11 protein-coding genes are annotated in these 17,485 nt (G+C 56.0%); 5 read left to right on the forward strand and 6 right to left on the reverse strand.

The annotated features are described in order from the left end of the window. Window positions 1–60 precede the first annotated feature (60 nt). From Q8W32_RS14140 to Q8W32_RS14155, 4 genes are all read right to left on the reverse strand, one after another. Entirely contained in the window at window positions 61–531 is a 471-nt protein-coding gene (locus tag Q8W32_RS14140; RefSeq protein WP_305415432.1) for a DUF302 domain-containing protein, read from the reverse strand. A 41-nt stretch (window positions 532–572) separates the two neighbouring features. After that, complete coding sequence (locus Q8W32_RS14145; protein ID WP_305415434.1) at window positions 573–1,229, reverse strand: peroxiredoxin-like family protein; 657 nt, start codon at window positions 1,227–1,229, stop codon at window positions 573–575. Between the two features lie 160 nt (window positions 1,230–1,389). Then, a complete protein-coding gene (locus tag Q8W32_RS14150) occupies window positions 1,390–1,821 on the reverse strand; it encodes a hypothetical protein (protein ID WP_305415435.1) in 432 nt (143 codons plus the stop codon). Window positions 1,822–2,053: 232 nt separating this feature from the next. Next, window positions 2,054–3,271: an argininosuccinate synthase gene (locus tag Q8W32_RS14155; RefSeq protein WP_303433492.1), complete on the reverse strand. Its 1,218-nt coding sequence runs from the start codon at window positions 3,269–3,271 to the stop codon at window positions 2,054–2,056. Window positions 3,272–3,465: 194 nt separating this feature from the next. Between Q8W32_RS14155 and Q8W32_RS14160 the strand changes: the two genes are divergently transcribed. The 5 genes from Q8W32_RS14160 to pta all read left to right on the forward strand — a co-directional run bounded on the left by Q8W32_RS14160 (window position 3,466) and on the right by pta (window position 15,567). Then, window positions 3,466–8,574 carry an alpha-2-macroglobulin gene (locus tag Q8W32_RS14160; RefSeq protein ID WP_305415436.1) on the forward strand — a complete coding sequence of 1,703 codons (5,109 nt, stop codon included), beginning with the start codon at window positions 3,466–3,468 and terminating at the stop codon, window positions 8,572–8,574. Next, on the forward strand, window positions 8,567–11,038 hold the full coding sequence (gene pbpC, locus Q8W32_RS14165; protein ID WP_305415437.1) for a penicillin-binding protein 1C: 2,472 nt from the start codon (window positions 8,567–8,569) through the stop codon (window positions 11,036–11,038). Before Q8W32_RS14160 ends, pbpC begins: the two co-directional genes overlap by 8 nt. Window positions 11,039–11,183: 145 nt before the next feature. Next, window positions 11,184–12,188, forward strand: coding sequence for a methylated-DNA--[protein]-cysteine S-methyltransferase (locus tag Q8W32_RS14170; protein ID WP_305415438.1), 1,005 nt, complete (start codon window positions 11,184–11,186; stop codon window positions 12,186–12,188). Between the two features lie 149 nt (window positions 12,189–12,337). Next, window positions 12,338–13,519, forward strand: coding sequence for an acetate/propionate family kinase (locus Q8W32_RS14175; RefSeq protein WP_303433499.1), 1,182 nt, complete (start codon window positions 12,338–12,340; stop codon window positions 13,517–13,519). Further along, window positions 13,516–15,567 carry a phosphate acetyltransferase gene (gene pta / locus Q8W32_RS14180; RefSeq protein WP_305415439.1) on the forward strand — a complete coding sequence of 684 codons (2,052 nt, stop codon included), beginning with the start codon at window positions 13,516–13,518 and terminating at the stop codon, window positions 15,565–15,567. The genes Q8W32_RS14175 and pta overlap by 4 nt, the downstream gene beginning before the upstream one ends. Before the next feature lie 20 nt (window positions 15,568–15,587). Here pta and Q8W32_RS14185 read toward each other — a convergent pair whose 3' ends face one another. Both Q8W32_RS14185 and Q8W32_RS14190 read right to left on the reverse strand, forming a co-directional pair. Then, window positions 15,588–16,124, reverse strand: coding sequence for a DUF924 family protein (locus Q8W32_RS14185; protein ID WP_303433503.1), 537 nt, complete (start codon window positions 16,122–16,124; stop codon window positions 15,588–15,590). Between the two features lie 90 nt (window positions 16,125–16,214). Continuing rightward, complete coding sequence (locus Q8W32_RS14190; protein WP_305415440.1) at window positions 16,215–17,339, reverse strand: putative zinc-binding metallopeptidase; 1,125 nt, start codon at window positions 17,337–17,339, stop codon at window positions 16,215–16,217. Window positions 17,340–17,485: the final 146 nt, after the last annotated feature.

A 17,485-nucleotide genomic window follows, 5' to 3' on the forward strand; every position in this document is an offset into this window, starting at 1 on the left:
TATCTTCCTAACCGTTCCTGCCTGACTAAACGCGCATGCATGTTTTTATATCGCTGATACTTACTGAACCGCCGCTTGTGACAGTGCGCCCAGTACACCGGATATTTTACCGATGACCGCATCACAGCCCGTTATATGATGACGTTTCTTCAAATATTCCGGGTTGTTATAAGACAGCCAGACCTTATTATCGGCATCCTCTGTGATTAACACTTTCTGCGGTAAATCAATCGCCATGTCCTGGGCACATTGCATCAGCAGGGTCCCGACTTTTGGATTACCAAAAATAATCACTTCGGTAGGCCTCAGCTCCAGGTCAACGCCACGGGCATTTTTCTGATGATCTATCCGGGTAAATAACGTCAGGCCTTTTTGTTTGACGATATGCTCAAACCGGTCGGCGGTTTCAGCGACCGAATAACGGCTTTCATAGCGAACCAGGCTGTCAGTCGCTGCTGCGTCGGCAGCCTGTGTGGTCGTCGAAAATGTCGCAGCCATCAGTAGCAGGCTGATTGAAACTGATTTAATCATGTTGATAGGTCCTGTTAAGCCATCGATAACATGCCATGGGATTATTCACCGGCCAGCTGTTGCAGTACGACAACCACATCCTCTGGCTCGGCACGTTTGCGGTAGTCGACATCAACAAACTGCCAGGCCACCACCCCATGGCGATCCAGTACAAATGTCGCCGGAATCGGCAAGATGCTGCCATTACCCTTGTTAAGATCGGCCAGATCCAGTTTTCGATCGACCCGCATATGCTCCAGAATGATATCCGGTACTTGCCAGGCCACACCAAACTGAGCAGCCACCAGGGCATCCTGATCCGACAATACCGGAAAGGCCAGGGCACCTCGTTCAGGCTGTGTTAACGACTCATCCGGCATTTGTGGGCTGATTGCGATCAACTCAGCACCCAATCCATGAATGTCTGCCAGCCGAGCCTGCAATGCCCGTAATTCCAGGTTGCAGTAAGGGCACCAGCTGCCCCGGTAAAAGGCGATCACCACCGGCCCGTTGGCCAACAAGGCAGCCAGTGAAACAGGTTCACCACTGGCATTGGGCAGGCTGAAATCGGGAGCTGTCTGACCGACGGCAATGGCTTCACTGCCAGCTTCAAAACGCCGGGCGGATTCCAGCACGTCTTCGATGGCTTGCATAAACACAGGATTTGCCTGGCGGGTTTTCTCGATCTGGGCGTCGGTTTGCTGTCTGAGACTGGTCATGGTTTTCCTTTCAAGCTAAAGGGATTGGGCCAGAGTACAGACCACAATGCGTCAGTAAAGTTGAACAATTATTCCAACGGACCATATCAACGGGCCATGGCGCTGTAAATCCAATGCTGTCCGTATCCGCAGGTGTGTTAATCCGCCGGGTGTTCACTGCTTAGCGCGGCACAGGGTCGATAAAAAATGTTTCCAGTCCACGGCTATTGGTCTCGCCATCCGCCATATACAGATAACAGCTGATGCGAGCATAATTATCCAGGTCGCCACTGAACAAACAGCTTTCCTTATAGTTCACGCCGTTATCCGTAAACTGGATCTTCAGCACATCGGCATCGCCGTTGGATGACTTTTCAAGCGTTGCATCTGCCAGAACAACCCGGTTATTGATCGCTCGTTTCACCTTCAGAGCACCATGTTCTTGATAGAGGGTGACTTTTCCGGTGTAAGTGGCATCGGAATTAACCGCCTTGCCGACCAGGGTGTAATCACCAGATAAAAAATCGGCCAGAAAACCAGCGGCAGAATCGATGTCTTTAGCGTAAGAAACCGATGATAAAACAACCAACAATAACCCAATCAATCTATTCATCTGACTCACCTTTCACCTTTACCCTTTTATTAGCCGTTCTATCCGCTGTTCTATAAATACCCAACCCCATTCTCTCAGTCACAAGCGGGCTTTAGGGCTTGTTTCCGTTGCTACTGCTTATTGCTTGCTACATCACCCACCGTTTGATCTGGAGCGAGCCTGGCATAAGGTAATAAAAAACGGGAGCCGAGGCTCCCGTTTCTGGTCTTGCGGTCATCCACTACAGACTCTATTACAGCATGCCACGGCCTTTTTTGGCAGCCGTGCGCAGACGCAAGGCGTTGAGCTTGATAAAGCCTGCGGCGTCTTTCTGGTCGTAGGCACCGGCATCGTCTTCGAAGGTAGCGATGGCTTCATCGAACAACGAGCCTTCTGATTGACGGCCAACCACAATAACGTTGCCTTTGTACAGTTTCACCCGTACGTCGCCGTTAACGACGGCTTGAGTGTCGTCGATGGCGGCTTGCAGCATTTTGCGTTCTGGCGACCACCAGTAACCGTTGTAGATCAGGTTGGCGTATTTCGGCATCAACTCGTCTTTCAGGTGCGCCGCTTCACGATCCAGGGTGATGGATTCGATCGCCCGGTGTGCTTTCAGCATGATGGTACCGGCCGGGGTTTCGTAACAGCCACGGGCTTTCATGCCGACGTAGCGGTTTTCAACGATGTCGACACGACCAATGCCGTTATCGCCACCCAGTTTGTTCAGTTCTTCCATAATGGTGGCCGGGGATTTCTCCACGCCATCGATGGCAACCGGGTCACCGTTCTTGAAGGTCAGTGTCAGGTAAGTTGCTTCGTCCGGGGCGTTTTCCGGTGAAACAGACCACAGCCACATGTCTTCTTCCGGCTCGTTCCACGGGTTTTCCAGCAGATCTCCTTCGTAGGAGATGTGCAGCAGGTTGGCATCCATGGAGTATGGGGATTTTTTACCGGCTTTGTTCTCGACCTTGATGTCATGCTCATCACAGTAAGCCATCAGGGTTTCGCGGGAAGTCAGTTCCCATTCGCGCCATGGCGCAATTACTTTAACGCCGGGCTTGAGAGCGTAGGCTCCCAGCTCAAAACGCACCTGGTCGTTACCTTTACCGGTTGCGCCGTGGGCAATGGCATCGGCACCGGTTGCGTTGGCGATTTCGATCAAACGTTTGGCGATTAATGGCCGTGCAATCGAAGTGCCCAGCAGGTATTCACCTTCGTAGATGGTGTTGGCGCGGAACATCGGGAAAACGAAGTCACGGGCAAACTCTTCACGCAGATCATCGATAAAGATTTCTTTAATACCAAGCGCTTCTGCTTTGGCGCGCGCAGGCTCTACTTCTTCGCCCTGACCCAGGTCAGCGGTAAAGGTGACGACTTCGCAGTTGTATTCAGTTTGCAGCCATTTGGCGATCACGGATGTATCCAGACCACCAGAATAGGCCAGCACCACTTTTTTGATGTCTGACATGAAATTCTCCAGATGAATTCAGCCTTGGGAAGGCTCCGGCATTTCAATCAGAATGAGGATGAAACGACCGGGAAAAGAAAAGGGCGACATTCTATCGGCCCTGCGCCCTTTTAGCCAGCTGGTGTGATGGTGTCACTGGCTACCCACATGCAAATATGGCTTAATTCCGCCCCATTATTTTTGGGGGAAGGGAAATGTCCAACAGGTTACTGCGCAAGGCTTGCGCTCATCTCGCGCTGACTGGCCTATTGGCTGTCATCACAGTCACCGGCGGTTGTACTCAATCGGAACCAGAAACAGATAATGCTGCTGTGCGTGAAACCTCTGCGCCGGCACAAGCAGCCGCCGCTGCAGAGACGCTCCCGGCAGCCCCAACGGCAACCGCTGACTCGACTTCTGACTCGACTTCTGACTCGACTTCTGACTCGACTTCTGACTCGACTTCTGACTCGACTTCTGACTCGACTTCTGGCGTTGAGTCCGCCAACGCCATACCAACCGATGATATTCAACAACGTTACGACGGTATACCGCTCTCGGTCGTGCGTATCAGCGAAGCCAGTTACGACGGCGGCAGCACGGTGCATATCCAGTTCTCCGTACCACTGGACGACCGTCAGGCATTCGATGAATATATCAACGTCAACAGCTCCAAAAGCAAAAGCTGGGTGCTGTCGGATGATCGCCGCATTTTGTACATGCTGGGTGCCGAGCCAGAAACCCAATACAAGCTGACCGTCAGCGCCGGTTTGAAAGGCATCAACGGCTCAGTATTAAACAGCAGCAGCAAGGCAACCGTTAACACCCAGGCAGCTCCCGCCAGTCTGGCGTTTGCCAGCGATGGCCGGGTATTGGCCTTCAGCAGCCAGCAAGGCTTGCCGGTTATTACCCAAAACGTCCCTGAAGCCAATGTCAGTTTTTTCCGCATGCAGGATGACCAACTGCATCAGGCCGGTCTCTACCTTGGTAAAAACATCCGCTCATCCAGCTGGACCCGACAGTATCTGTCACAGGTGGCCGAGCTGAAATATGAAGGCCGTTTCAAGCTGACCGACGAACAAAACCGCCGCCGCCAGATCAACCTGCCTATTGGTGATATTCCCGAGCTGGCGGCACCGGGTGTCTACCTGGTCGTGATGAATATCCCCGGCACCTTTGATGCCCAACAAGCGACCACGTATTACAGCCTGACCGATCTCGGCTTGCACCTGCATCAATACGCCAATCAATCAGAACTGCTGGTGCAAAGCCTGGAAACCACCCAGCCAATTGCCAATGCCAAGGTGGAACTGCTGTCCAGGGATGGCTCCGCCGTCCGGCTGGGTACAACCAACCAGAGCGGCCAACTGAGTATTCGTAACACCTTGCTTCATGGTCGTAATTCCAACAGTACCGCACTGGTGGTGCGCAAAGGAAAATCGGTCAGTCTGTTGCCGCTGAAAACCAGTGCCATTGACCTGTCGGATTTTCATTTCAGCCAACGCTCCCCCCATCAGCAGGAGCTGTTTATTTACAGCCCCCGTGATTTGTATCGAGGAGGCGAAACCGCGGAGTTTTCCGCCTTGCTGCGCGGCCAGGATGGCGAAAAAATTCGTCAGCCCAAACTCAAGGCCCTTGTCACACGCCCCGACGGCCAACAAGTCAAAACCCTGACGCTGTCACCGTCCACCTCCGGTTATTACCATTGGTCACTACCGCTGGCCGCTGATGCCATGACCGGCGACTGGCAGGTCAGTATCCGCTTGCCCGACAACACCACCAGCCGCTATCGCTTCAAAGTCGAAGACTTTATGCCGGAACGACTGAAAATCAGCTGGCACCCGGAAGCGACTCAGAGCGATGCCAACCTGCACCACGGTAACAGCAATCTGACCGTGCCACTGTTGGGCGAGTATCTGTACGGTGCTCCAGCAGCAGGGAATCGACTGCAGGCAGCACTGGATATCCAACCCGAGTTACACCCGTTTGAACGCTGGTCCGACTACGTCTTTGGCAACGCTGCCGAAACCGACTGGAATAACCAGCAACAGCTTGAACACACGCTGGATGCACAAGGAAAAGTGGATCTCGCCATTACCAACAGCTGGTCAGCGTCGCCCACACCGATGGCCATCACCATTACCGCCAGTCTGTTTGAAAGCGGTGGCCGACCAGTCGTACGGCGGCAAAAAGAAATCTGGCTACCTCACTCGCCATTGGTGGGGGTTCGCCCACTGTTTGATGATCGTGCCCCTTCCAATGGCCTGGCCCATTTTGAACTGCTGATGACTGATGGCAGCGACCAGCTATTGGCCGCCCGTCAGGTCAAGGTACGCTTGATCAATACCAACCCGGATCACGACTGGCGTTACAGCAGCGACCGGGGTTGGTACTACGAACAAAAAGAGCGCACCACTGTTGAACTGACCCTGGCGGTGGATCTATCGGCCAATCAGCCAACTCCGGTTGCCGTCCCTGTCGACTGGGGCAGTTATCGACTGGAAGTCGAAAACCCGGACAGCGGCCAGACCGCCGTACTGGAATTCCAGTCCGGCTATAGCTGGTATGGCAGACAAGATGGCAATGCGCGTCCCCGCCAGGTAACGCTGAACTGGGACAAGAGTGGTTATCAGGGCGGGGATGTTGCACGCCTGGCCATTACCCCACCCTCTGCAGCGGAACAGTCACCACAAGCGACCTCTCAGGCGCTGGTGATGGTCGAAGCCGACCAATTGTTATGGCTCAAGCGCGTCGACCTCAGTAGTCAGGGAGGTCATGTTGATATCCCGATCGACCCGAGCTGGAAACGCCATGATATTTACGTCAGCGTGTTGCACCTGCAACCGGCCGACAGCCAGAAACGTATTACCCCCACCCGCGCCATTGGCCTGATTCACCTGCCTCTGGATCGCAGTGACCGCCAACTGACGATTGAGTCCAACGTCCCTGAACGCTGGCTGCCAGACCGCACCGTCAACGTCGAGTTACAGGTCAGCCAGCAACAGCAAGCGCCCAAACAAGCCTGGGTGACACTGGCTGCGGTCGATGTTGGCGTGTTATCAATCTCTCGTTTCGACACCCCCGATCCGTTCAGCTTTTTCTTTGAACCACGTCGCTACAGTGTTGATATGTTCGATATCTATAGCCAGGTGATCGACTTCAACAACAGCCAACCGGCGACGCTCAACTTTGGTGGTGATGCCGCCATGGCCCGAGGCGGTGACATGGCCCGTTCACAAGTACAAATCGTGTCGTTGTTTTCCGGCAAGGTCGACGTCGTTAATGGGGTTGCCAATATTCCGCTGCAGCTACCCGACTTCAACGGCCGTCTGCGGCTGATGGCCGTGGCCTTTACCGACGATGCTTTTGGTCATATGGAACAGGAAGTCACGGTGGCCGCCCCCATTGTGACCCAGCTATCGATGCCACGGTTTGCCGGTATGGATGACGATGCCCATATCGCTCTCGACGTCACCAACCTGAGTGGCCAACCCCAGACCCTGACCGTCACCCCCAGTGCCTTTGGCCCGGTCGAATTTGAGGCCGAGCCACGTACCCTGACGCTGGCCAACCAACAAAAACAGACGCTGCGTTATCCATTCCGGGCAACCTATCCGGAAACCATCTCACTGGGCGAAATTGAATTCCGTATGCAAGTCACAGGGCTACCGGAATACCCCATCGACCGCCGCTGGACCCTGATCAGCCGCCCGACGTTACCGGCCTACTCCGAATTTGTCCGGGGCCGTCTCAGCAGCAATGAACAACTGCAATTGACTGCCGGGCACCTGCACGGCATGGACAGCCGCTACCTCTCCACCCGGCTGACACTGGACCCCCAGGTAAACCTCAATCCACACCGTCAACTCGACCAGCTGCTGCATTACCCCTATGGCTGCCTGGAGCAGTCAGTGTCCAGCAGCTATCCCTGGTTGTTTGTCGAACAACAGCAAATCGATGCCCTGAACGACAGGCGCGCCAGCAGCATCTCCCGTGAACAGGCAATGGCAGCCGGCATTCAGCGCATTATCAAAAAAATGCTCAGCAGCGGTGGTTTCAGCCTTTGGTCATCCAGTGATGCCTACGAACAACACTGGCTCACCGCCTACGCGACCCAGTTTCTGGTTGACGCCAAAAACCGTGGTTTTGATGTCGATCAGGAAATCATCGACAAAGCGCTGACGCGTCTGCACGACTACATTCGTGGTCGCGGCCATAACACCGAACGCTGGAACGAAGACAGCACGCTGTACCGCTTTATCTATCGCTCCTATGCCGCGTATGTACTGGCCCAGCAGCAACGCATCACCCTGACCGATGTCCGCTCACTCAGTAACGCCCAGCCCGTCAACGCCACCCCGTTGGCACTGGTGCATCTGGCCCTGGCAGCCCAACAGCTCGGCGACAAGGCACTGGCAACACAGCTGCTGCAACAGGCCCGACAAGCACAACGACCAGAAAACCTCTACATCGGCGACTACGGCTCTGCCATCCGGGATCAGGCCGCCATGGCGGCGCTGCTGATGGCCAACAACCTCGATACCGAGTGGGCAGATGACCTGCTGTTCTCGCTGGAAGCCAGTCTGCGCAGCCGCCGCTACCTCAGTACCCAGGAGCGTATTCAACTGCTGCGTGCGTCACACCAGCAAGCGCAGCAATCATCACAACAAGGCAACCACTGGCAAGCCAACCTGAGTTATGCCGATGTCAGCCATGACCTGACCGGCCAACAGATGCAGCACTTCAACTCCGGTGACGCGGACGTATTGGCAGGATTAACCCTCACCAACACCGGCACCGAGACATTCAGTGCCGAGCTGCTGGTGCAAGGCTACCGTGAGCTGAACCAATCCAGAAGTTCTCACAATATTGATATCCAGCGCCGCTACTATCATCAGGACGGTCAACCCATCGCCCTTACCGATCAGCCTCTGACTCTGGCTACCGGAGATTTGATGCTGGTGGAGTTACAGATCAGCAGCACACAATATCGCCCGGATCTGTTGGCCGTCGATCTGTTACCTGCGGGCCTGGAGCTGGAGAACCAGAACCTGCTCGACAGCCTGTCGGTAGCCAAAATCAAGATCGATGGCACCTCAGTTGCCGACTGGACGGAGAACAACGGTGTGATCCATCAGGAATACCGTGACGACCGCTTTGTCGCCGCCCTGGAAACCGGCGACCATCGCAGCGCGCGGGTGTTTTATCTGGTACGTGCTGTCACCCCTGGCAAATACCGTATTCCCGGCCCGTTGCTGGAAGATATGTACGATCCGGAAGCCCGCTCGGTGGGAGCCAATACACACTGGCTGATCATTGAGTAAACCATCAATCGCCAAACGCCGGGCCAAGCCCCGGCAGCACGAGCGCCAACACCGGCAGCAGCCTGAACAACCAACCGGGTTACGATGGGTCATATGGCTGGGAGCCGGCACGGCTCTCCTGATCCTGCTGGCACTGCTGCTGAACTGGCGTTATCCACTGCAACTGCCGGAGCACAATCAACAAGCGTTTTCCCGTGTGGTGGTTGATCGTCATGGCCGCACCCTGCGCGCCTTTCCCGACGCCCAGGGGGTCTGGCGCTTGCCAGTCACTCTCGACCAGATTGCCCCCGACTATCTGGCCGCGGTATTGCACTACGAAGATCGCTGGTTTTACCACCATCCCGGTATCAATCCATTCGCCATCGCCCGTGCTGCGTGGCAAAACCTGCAATGTGGCTGTGTGGTATCGGGAGGCTCCACTCTGACCATGCAGGTTGCACGGCGTTTGTATCCGCACCACCGCAACCTCAGTGGCAAACTGCAGCAGGCATTACGGGCCTTGCAACTGGAATGGCAACTGGGCAAAGAAGAAATTCTTACTCTCTATCTGAATTATGTTCCGATGGGCGGCGTGATCGAGGGAGTCGAAGCGGCTGCCCAGATGTATCTCGACAAACCCGCCGCTGAACTGTCGTTATCAGAATCCGCCTTGCTGGCGGTATTACCCCAAGCGCCCAGTCGGCTGCGCCCTGATCGCCACCCACAAAGAGCACGGGCCGCCCGGGATAAAGTACTCCGGCGCCTGCTGCGTTTTGAGGCCATCAGCCCGCACGCCTATCAACAGGCGCTGCTGGACCCGGTCTTTGCGCGCCAACCCGACACCCCGCAACAAGCTCCCTTGCTGGCTCGCCATCTGATTCAGCGTTATCCGCAACAACCGCTGATTCACACCACTCTGGACGGCGACCTGCAACGGGAAATCAGCCGTCAGTTGCAGCGCGATATCCAGCTATTCCCCCGCCATCACTCCGCCGCCGTGCTGGTGGTACACAATCCCAGTCATGAAATCCGCGTTTACAGTGGCACTGCCGACTTTGGCAACCCGCAACGACTGGGGCATGTGGATATGGTGCAAGCCATTCGTTCCCCTGGCTCAACGTTAAAGCCTTTTATTTATGGTCTGGCGCTGGATCAAGGGCTGATTCATGGTGCCAGTTTGCTAACCGATGCCCCCCGGCTGCGCCAGGCCTATCAGCCGGGTAACTTCTCGGCCGGTTTTTCCGGGCCGGTCTCGCCGCCACGGGCCTTGAACTACTCTCTCAACCTGCCAGCGGTACAGGTGCTGGAAGCATTAACCCCGGCACGTTTTTATGCTGCCCTCAGCAATGCCGGTTTCCATTACCAACTCCCCGATGCTGCCCGCCCCAATCTGTCGCTGGCACTGGGCGGCGGTGGCGTCAGCCTGTGGCAACTGGTCATGCTCTACAGCTCGCTGATGAATCAGGGCCAGGTGTTTCCGTTACAACCCTTGCTATCGGCAGCACATACACACTCATTGCCTTCCCGCCCAGCGATAAACACCCGGCCCATTGCTCTTCCCAACCGTGGCCGCCAGCTACTCAGCCCGGAAGCCGCCTGGGTCACCACCGACTGGCTACGTAACCCGCTCCCCAACCGCACCCGCAGTGTCGACGTGATCCAGCCCCGCACCTTCGGTTGGAAAACCGGCACCAGCTATGGCTTTCGCGACAGCTGGGCCATTGGTATCACCCCGGAGTACACCGTCGGTGTCTGGTTTGGGCGCCCGGATGGCACGCCGTCACCCGGCTATTTCGGGGCCGTTACCGCCATGCCTGCGCTGCAACGTATCATGACCATGATCGATCGCCGGCCACGCTGGCCGGAACCGCCTCCGCCAGTACAGGCCATCGACGCCTGCTGGCCACTGGGCCGTCTGCTCAGCAACACCCCTGACGACCAGTGCCACCGCACGGTAACGGGCTGGAGTATTCGCCAACTGGTGCCACCAACCTTGCCAGACAGCGCCAATCCCGGTGCTCCCAACCCTCTGCCCGTTCTGGTCAACCAACATGGCCAACGCGTCAACGCTCACTGCGACCGCAGCGGCACCCCAACCCGCTTACAATCATTAGCCCTGTGGCCAATCATGCTGGAATCCTGGATTCCCGCCTCGCAGCGTCTCAGCCAACAACTCCCATCACCGGCACCTGGCTGTGAATCATCTTTACGACTCGAACGCCAGCTGCAAATCACAGGGATAGAACCCGGCGAACATATCCGCGCCAGCCAAAACAACCCGGCCGGGGAACATGTACTCCCCAGCCTTACCCTCAGCGCGAATGGCGGCGTTGGCACCCGCAGTTGGTATATCAATGGTGAATACCGTGGCAGCAGCACCGAACAGCAGCCATTGACCCTGTCTTTACGCCGCGCTGGCGCACAACAAATCGTCTTGATTGATAACGAAGGTAACAGCGATCGTATAACGGTTTATGCGGATTAGTGGCGTGGCGCCAAAGACAAACGTTTGCAGGCAACGCAACTGACGATCAGGCACAAGCTGTCAGGCATCGAGAGCCACAATCGGGTCGCTGCCACTCAGACAGCCGGGTATCCTGAAGGTTGATACCACTACCCGACTGATTATCATGAGCAACTCACCAGCGTTTTCTCTGCTACAACAGCGCTCTGTTCAACCTGCCACCCAACGCTCTGCCCAGGGTACCGAGCCATACGCTGGCGAGCAGCAAAGCCGTGATTTTCACCGTATTGCCGCCGCGATCGATTATCTGCAGCAGCATGTAACGGAACAGCCAACCCTTGATGCCCTGGCGGCGTATCTACAGCTCAGCCCAGGTTATTGTCTGAAACTGTTCCAGCGCTGGGCGGGAGTATCGCCCAAACGTTTTTTGCAGACACTCACCACCGAACAGGCAAAACCCTTGCTGCTCGATCATCACAGTCTGCTGGATACCAGCCTGGCACTGGGGTTAAGCAGTCCATCCCGTCTTTACGATCATTTTGTTGCCATCGAGGCCGTGACACCCGGTGATTTCAAACGCATGGGAGCAGAGCTGCAGATCCGTTATGGCCGTGGTTTTACACTGTTTGGCGAGGCGTTTATCGCCTGGACCGACCGCGGGATCTGCCAGCTGACGTTTCTCGCGACAACGCCAATGGCTACCGGCCAGCACCCGACCGCTGCCGATCACCATGCGGCCTTTGCGCGTTTATCGGGCAGCTGGCCTAACGCGCAGCTAGTGGCAGACAATCACGCCGCCAGCCGTCTTCTCGATTATGTGTTTCAACCATTACAAACACAGACGTTATCGCAGCAGCAACCGGTTCCGCTCTTGCTGCGTGGTACCAATTTTCAGGTCAGTGTCTGGCGCGCATTACTGGAAACTGGCAGTGGGTCACGTACCACTTACGGTGCGCTGGCGGCAGCGCTGGGTAATCCCAACGCCAGCCGTGCCGTGGGCGGGGCGGTGGGGGCCAATCCGGTGGCCTGGTTGATCCCGTGTCACCGGGTGATCCAGGCCAGTGGTGCCATCGGCGGTTATCGCTGGGGAGTCCAGCGTAAAGCGGCCATGCTGGCCCGGGAGTCTTGTTACATGGCAGATACCCACCCCGCCACGGCGCCTAACCGGTAACAAAAACAAACACACGTCACTGCCAACCTGTGTAATGAATGTAAGAAATACAGCGCAGCCTGTTGCTAATCAATTTTTAAACGTCAAGCATGACTCATCATGTTGGCTTGAATCACCCTATTGATCTCACTCATCATCAAGGACAGCGAATGAAACAGCCTATATTGGTTATCAACTGCGGCAGCTCATCCATCAAGTTTGCCCTGTTTCCCGAAGATCACTGCCCCAAAACCACCTTCACCGGTGTTGCCGAACGACTGGGCGAAGATGAACCCCATTTGATTCTCCACGGCGACCCCGAAGTACGCATCGACCTGCCACCTGGCTCTGGCCACAAGGAAGGCATGCAGGCCTTTATCGAGGCCACGCGGAGCAAACTCCACGACCTGGCCGGTGTTGGCCACCGGGTGGTTCATGGCGGCGAACGTTTTCACAGCAGCATTGTGCTGAATGCCGATAACGTCGCCGAACTGGAAACCTTGTCGCCGCTGGCACCACTGCATAATCCGATGAACCTGGTCGGTATCCATTTATGCAAAGAGCTGTTTCCGTCTGCCCCGCAAGTGGCTGTATTTGATACGGCGTTTCATCAGAGTATTCCAGAGCAAACCTGGCTCTACGGCACGCCATATGAGTGGTATCAAAACGCCGGGGTACGCCGTTATGGGTTTCATGGCACCAGCTATCGCTACATTCTTGAGCAAGCCAGCCAGCGCCTGGCCAGACCGGCCGAATCACTTAATTTACTGATCAGTCACCTGGGCAATGGCTGCAGTGTATGTGCCGTCCGGGATGGGCAATCGGTTGATACCAGCATGGGGCTGACACCGCTGGAAGGGGTGGTGATGGGCACCCGCTGCGGTAATATCGATCCGGGGCTGGCCCAGCATATGCTGGATCATTCGGATCTGGATATGACAGCAATTATGACAACGCTGAATAAACACAGCGGCCTCAAAGGGTTGTCTGGTATCGGTAACGATATGCGGGTGTTGCTCGAATCCGAAGCCGAAGGCCATGAAGGTGCCCAACGGGCAATCAATGTCTTCACCTTCCGTATTGCCCGCGAACTTGCCGCCCTTTCCTGCTCTTTGCCACATATTGATGCGGTGATTTTTACCGGTGGTATCGGTGAGCATGCCAGTGATATTCGCCAGCGTATTCTGGCCCAGTGGCTCAGCATGCCATTCCGGCTCGATGAACAGCTGAACCAGCAGCACGGCGACCAGCAAGGCCGTATCAGCCAGCCAGACAGCCCGCTGGTGATGGTGATTCCCACCTCTGAAGAAACCATGATTGCCAATGACACACGGGAGTTGATCAGCCAATGATTCATCTGCTTATTGTCCCTACCGGCATCGATGCCGGTCTGACCAGTATCAGCCTGGGCCTGTTACATGCGCTGGATACCCTGGGCGTTAAAACCGCGTTTCTGAAACCCGTTGCTCCCGCATCTCACGAGCCAGAACGCTCCACTACGCTGGTGCGCTCGGTGCTGGGGTTAACAACTCCGGATTCCATGACTCTGGATACAGTACAGCAGCGTATCAATACCGGGCAGACCGACCGGGTATTGGAAGATGTGGTGGCCCTGCATGCCAAGGCCTGCCAGCAGCAGCCGGATGTGGTGGTGATCGAAGGTGTTGTCCCCGACCGCACCGAGCCATACACCGCCCGGCTGAATGTTGATATGGCCAAAGCCCTGGGAGCGGATGTCTTGCTGGTACTCAGTGGCCACCATCACAGCGGCGACCAGATTGAGCACGAGCTGCAATTACAATCCGGCCTGTTCCGTGTTGCCGATGTCAATGTGGTGGGGCATATCATCAACAAGGCGGATAGCAGCCATCAGGTCAGTATTGATGCCAAACTCCCTCCTTGCTTTGGCCGTATTCCCTGGAACCCGGAGCTGACGCAGCCGCGCAGCCGTGATGTCTGCCATGCCATCGGTGCCAGCCTGTTGAATGAAGGTGAACTCAGCCAGCGTCGGGTTGCCCGTATTCTGCTTGGGGCCGGTTCCCTGAGCCACACCTTGCCGCAATTACAGCCAGATACTCTGCTGGTGACTCCCGCAGACCGCGACGATCTGATCCTGGCAGCCTCCATGGTCAGTCTTGCCGGAACGCCCCTGGCTGGCCTGCTGCTGACCGACCTGGGAGGTGACAGTCTGCCCGGCGAGCCGATCCAGCAAGCCTGTCGCAGCGCCTGGGCCGGAGGTCTGCCGGTCATGACCAGTACAGAGAACCTGACCTTGATTGCCACGCGTCTGCAGCAACTCAGCCGTCAGGTGCCGGTCGATGATGTCGAGCGGGTATCACGCATCATGGCCAGCGTCGCAGCAGAACTGGATACCGAGGCTCTGATCAAGACCCTTGGTGCCCCTCACGCCACCCGACTCAGCCCTGCTGCCTTCCGCTATTCGCTGGTGCAAAAAGCCATCGCCGCCAATCGATGTATTGTATTGCCGGAAGGTAATGAACCGCGCACCATCGAGGCCGCCATTGAATGCCAGAAGCGCGGTATCGCCCGCTGTATTCTGCTCGGAGAACCGGAAGCAATCCGTCAATCGGCCGAGGTACGAGGGTTGGTGCTACCGGAGGATCTGCAGTTGTTGCCGCCACAAAGCCTGCGGGAACAATACGCCGATGCCATGGTTGAACTGCGCAAGCACAAACAGCTGACCCGGGCTTGCGCACTCGCTGAACTGGAAGACAACGTGGTGCTCGCCACCATGATGCTGCAGTGCCAGGACGTTGATGGGCTGGTCTCTGGTGCCGTGCATACCACCGCCAATACCATTCGCCCGGCGTTGCAGCTGATTCGCACCGCACCGGGTGCCAGACTGGTGTCGTCCGTGTTTTTTATGGGGTTGCCGGATCAGGTGCTGGTATACGGCGATTGTGCCGTTAACCCGGACCCGAATGCCGAAGAGTTGGCGGATATTGCCATCCAGAGTGCCGACTCTGCGGCCGCCATGGGTATTGAACCCAGAGTTGCCATGATCAGCTACAGCACCGGAGCTTCTGGCAGTGGTAACGATGTCGAGAAGGTACGGCAAGCAACTGCGCTGGTAAAACAGCGGCGGGCCGATATTCTGGTGGACGGGCCATTACAGTACGATGCAGCCACAACCCCGGCGGTCGCCAAAAGCAAGGCTCCGGACAGTCTGGTAGCAGGCAAGGCGACGGTGCTGATTTTCCCGGATCTGAATACCGGCAACACCACCTACAAGGCTGTTCAGCGCAGTGCCCGGGTGATCAGTATTGGCCCTATGCTGCAAGGGCTGGCCAAGCCGGTCAATGACTTGTCTCGAGGTGCAACGGTTGAGGATATTATCTATACCATTGCTCTAACGGCCATTCAGGCGACACAAATCTGACCGCAGGACCAGCAGCCCGGCTAAAAAGACGAGCCGGGCTGCTGTAAAAACAAGGACTCAGCCTCGGTCGATTCTCGCCCCAGCACCGCATTACGATGCGGATAGCGCCCAAACCGCTCGATAATCTCCCGATGGCGGCGCTCGAACAACAGTGTATTTTCGATACCGTTTTGCGCAAACAAGCGCCCACCTTCGTCATGCACCCGCAAGGATTCACTGTGCATAAACGGCATATAAAGGAAGTTGCGTTGTATTGTGTTCAGCTCCAGATCAGCCCGTTGCTGGACCGCCTCCTGAGCCATGACCAGTGCCATGCCATCCTGGGCAAAGGCACGTGGACTGTCCCGAAACAGATTGCGGGAAAACTGGTCCAGCACAATCACTTCGGCCAGTCGGCCATGAGGCTCGCGACGCCAGTGCCATAATTCTCCGGCACAGGCCCGTTGGTGCACGACTGCGAATTGTTGCCGAATCTGCTCATCAAACGCGGCATTTTTAGCAAACCACTGCGTTGGTTCTGTCTCCTCAAACCAGAAATCAATGACTTCCCAAAACATCCTGTTATACCTCCCGGTGGGTTGAATATTCGTGGTCTTGCTTTGGATGCCTTTACGGCCTTGCGGTTCCTGTGTTTGCAGTGCCTGAATTCACACACTGCCAGACCGGGTAACTGTCACCTGTGGCGTTGCCTGCCGCCAGTGCCATAATAATTCGTGAATAAAAGCCAGCTTGGCGACCACGGCATCCGATAACACAAAGGGGTACACGTCCGGCTGCCCCATGCTGCGATTCAGACTGTTCACCGCATAGGTCACTGGTAAACACACATCGAGAATAGTGCCAAAATCCTGCTGCAAATAAGGGTCAAAGGTTGCCTCGGTGCTCAGCAGTGATTCCCCGGATGGCGATTCGTCCACCGCAGGGGCCAGCGATAACCCGAACGCAAAAGCGGTTTCCAGCATATCAATCAGATGCAGGTAGTGCGCCCAGCTCTCGGCCCAGTCTTCCCATGGGTGTGAGGTCGCATAGGCGCTGATAAACTGCTGGCGCCATGAAGCCGGAGCACCTTCCTGGTAATAACGCGCCATGGACTCACCGTAGTTCGCCCGTTCATCGCCAAAACAGCTGCGAAAACGAGCCAGTACCTCATCATCTGGCTGCACCAGCAGCTCCCAATAATAATGGCCAATTTCGTGACGAAAATGACCGATCAGGGTGCGATAGGACTCATCCATATCTTCCCTCATCTGTTCCCGCTCGACGTTATCCGCTTCGTTGATATTGATCGTCACCAGCCCTTCGGCATGGCCAGTGGTCGCCGCCACTCCTTCTGGCAAGTGCCCGTCTTCATCCACAAAATCAAATGCCAGGCCACTGTCGGGTTGATCCAGCTTGCTGGCCAGCGGCAAATGAAAACGGTACAAGCTGTACACCAGCCGGTGTTTGGCCACTTCCAGCGCTCGCCAGGCCTCGTGATGACTGCTATCGGATAAGTTGGGAATATGCCGGTTCAGACGACAGGCGGAACACAATTCGTCCGGATCGTCCGCTGCAATCAACCAGTTACACACATCTTGTTGATGGTTTTCACAATACCGCCAAGAAGCACTTGGCATTGCGGTCGTTTCCCAGATATCTTTCTGAGTGGTAGCCACCAGCGGTACCAGCTGCTCCAGTTCGGGCAGATATCCCAATGGACTCTTGCAACGTTCACAGCGTGTATTCTCAAAATACAGAACATGCTGGCACTTCGAGCATTGAAACAGTTTCATGGATAATTCCTGACAACCCTGGTGGAAAACCGGTTGATCCGTTGATTATTATCGATGCCGTCCCTACAAGGGACATCTATTTAATCCTGCACGGCTCTGCGCGAGTGTTGCCGTTGTTCAGGGCAAGGCGACGAATGCAGCGAAAT

It is taken from the genome of Oceanobacter sp. 3_MG-2023, assembly GCF_030688925.1.
Classification (GTDB): domain Bacteria; phylum Pseudomonadota; class Gammaproteobacteria; order Pseudomonadales; family Oceanobacteraceae; genus Oceanobacter.

Coding starts and splice junctions, on each gene's coding strand:
- Q8W32_RS14140 (WP_305415432.1), bottom strand. CDS start 531: ATGATTAAATCAGTTTCAATCAGCCTGCTACTGATGGCTGCGACATTT.
- Q8W32_RS14145 (WP_305415434.1), bottom strand. CDS start 1,229: ATGACCAGTCTCAGACAGCAAACCGACGCCCAGATCGAGAAAACCCGC.
- Q8W32_RS14150 (WP_305415435.1), bottom strand. CDS start 1,821: ATGAATAGATTGATTGGGTTATTGTTGGTTGTTTTATCATCGGTTTCT.
- Q8W32_RS14155 (WP_303433492.1), bottom strand. CDS start 3,271: ATGTCAGACATCAAAAAAGTGGTGCTGGCCTATTCTGGTGGTCTGGAT.
- Q8W32_RS14160 (WP_305415436.1), top strand. CDS start 3,466: ATGTCCAACAGGTTACTGCGCAAGGCTTGCGCTCATCTCGCGCTGACT.
- Q8W32_RS14170 (WP_305415438.1), top strand. CDS start 11,184: ATGAGCAACTCACCAGCGTTTTCTCTGCTACAACAGCGCTCTGTTCAA.
- Q8W32_RS14175 (WP_303433499.1), top strand. CDS start 12,338: ATGAAACAGCCTATATTGGTTATCAACTGCGGCAGCTCATCCATCAAG.
- pta (WP_305415439.1), top strand. CDS start 13,516: ATGATTCATCTGCTTATTGTCCCTACCGGCATCGATGCCGGTCTGACC.
- Q8W32_RS14185 (WP_303433503.1), bottom strand. CDS start 16,124: ATGTTTTGGGAAGTCATTGATTTCTGGTTTGAGGAGACAGAACCAACG.
- Q8W32_RS14190 (WP_305415440.1), bottom strand. CDS start 17,339: ATGAAACTGTTTCAATGCTCGAAGTGCCAGCATGTTCTGTATTTTGAG.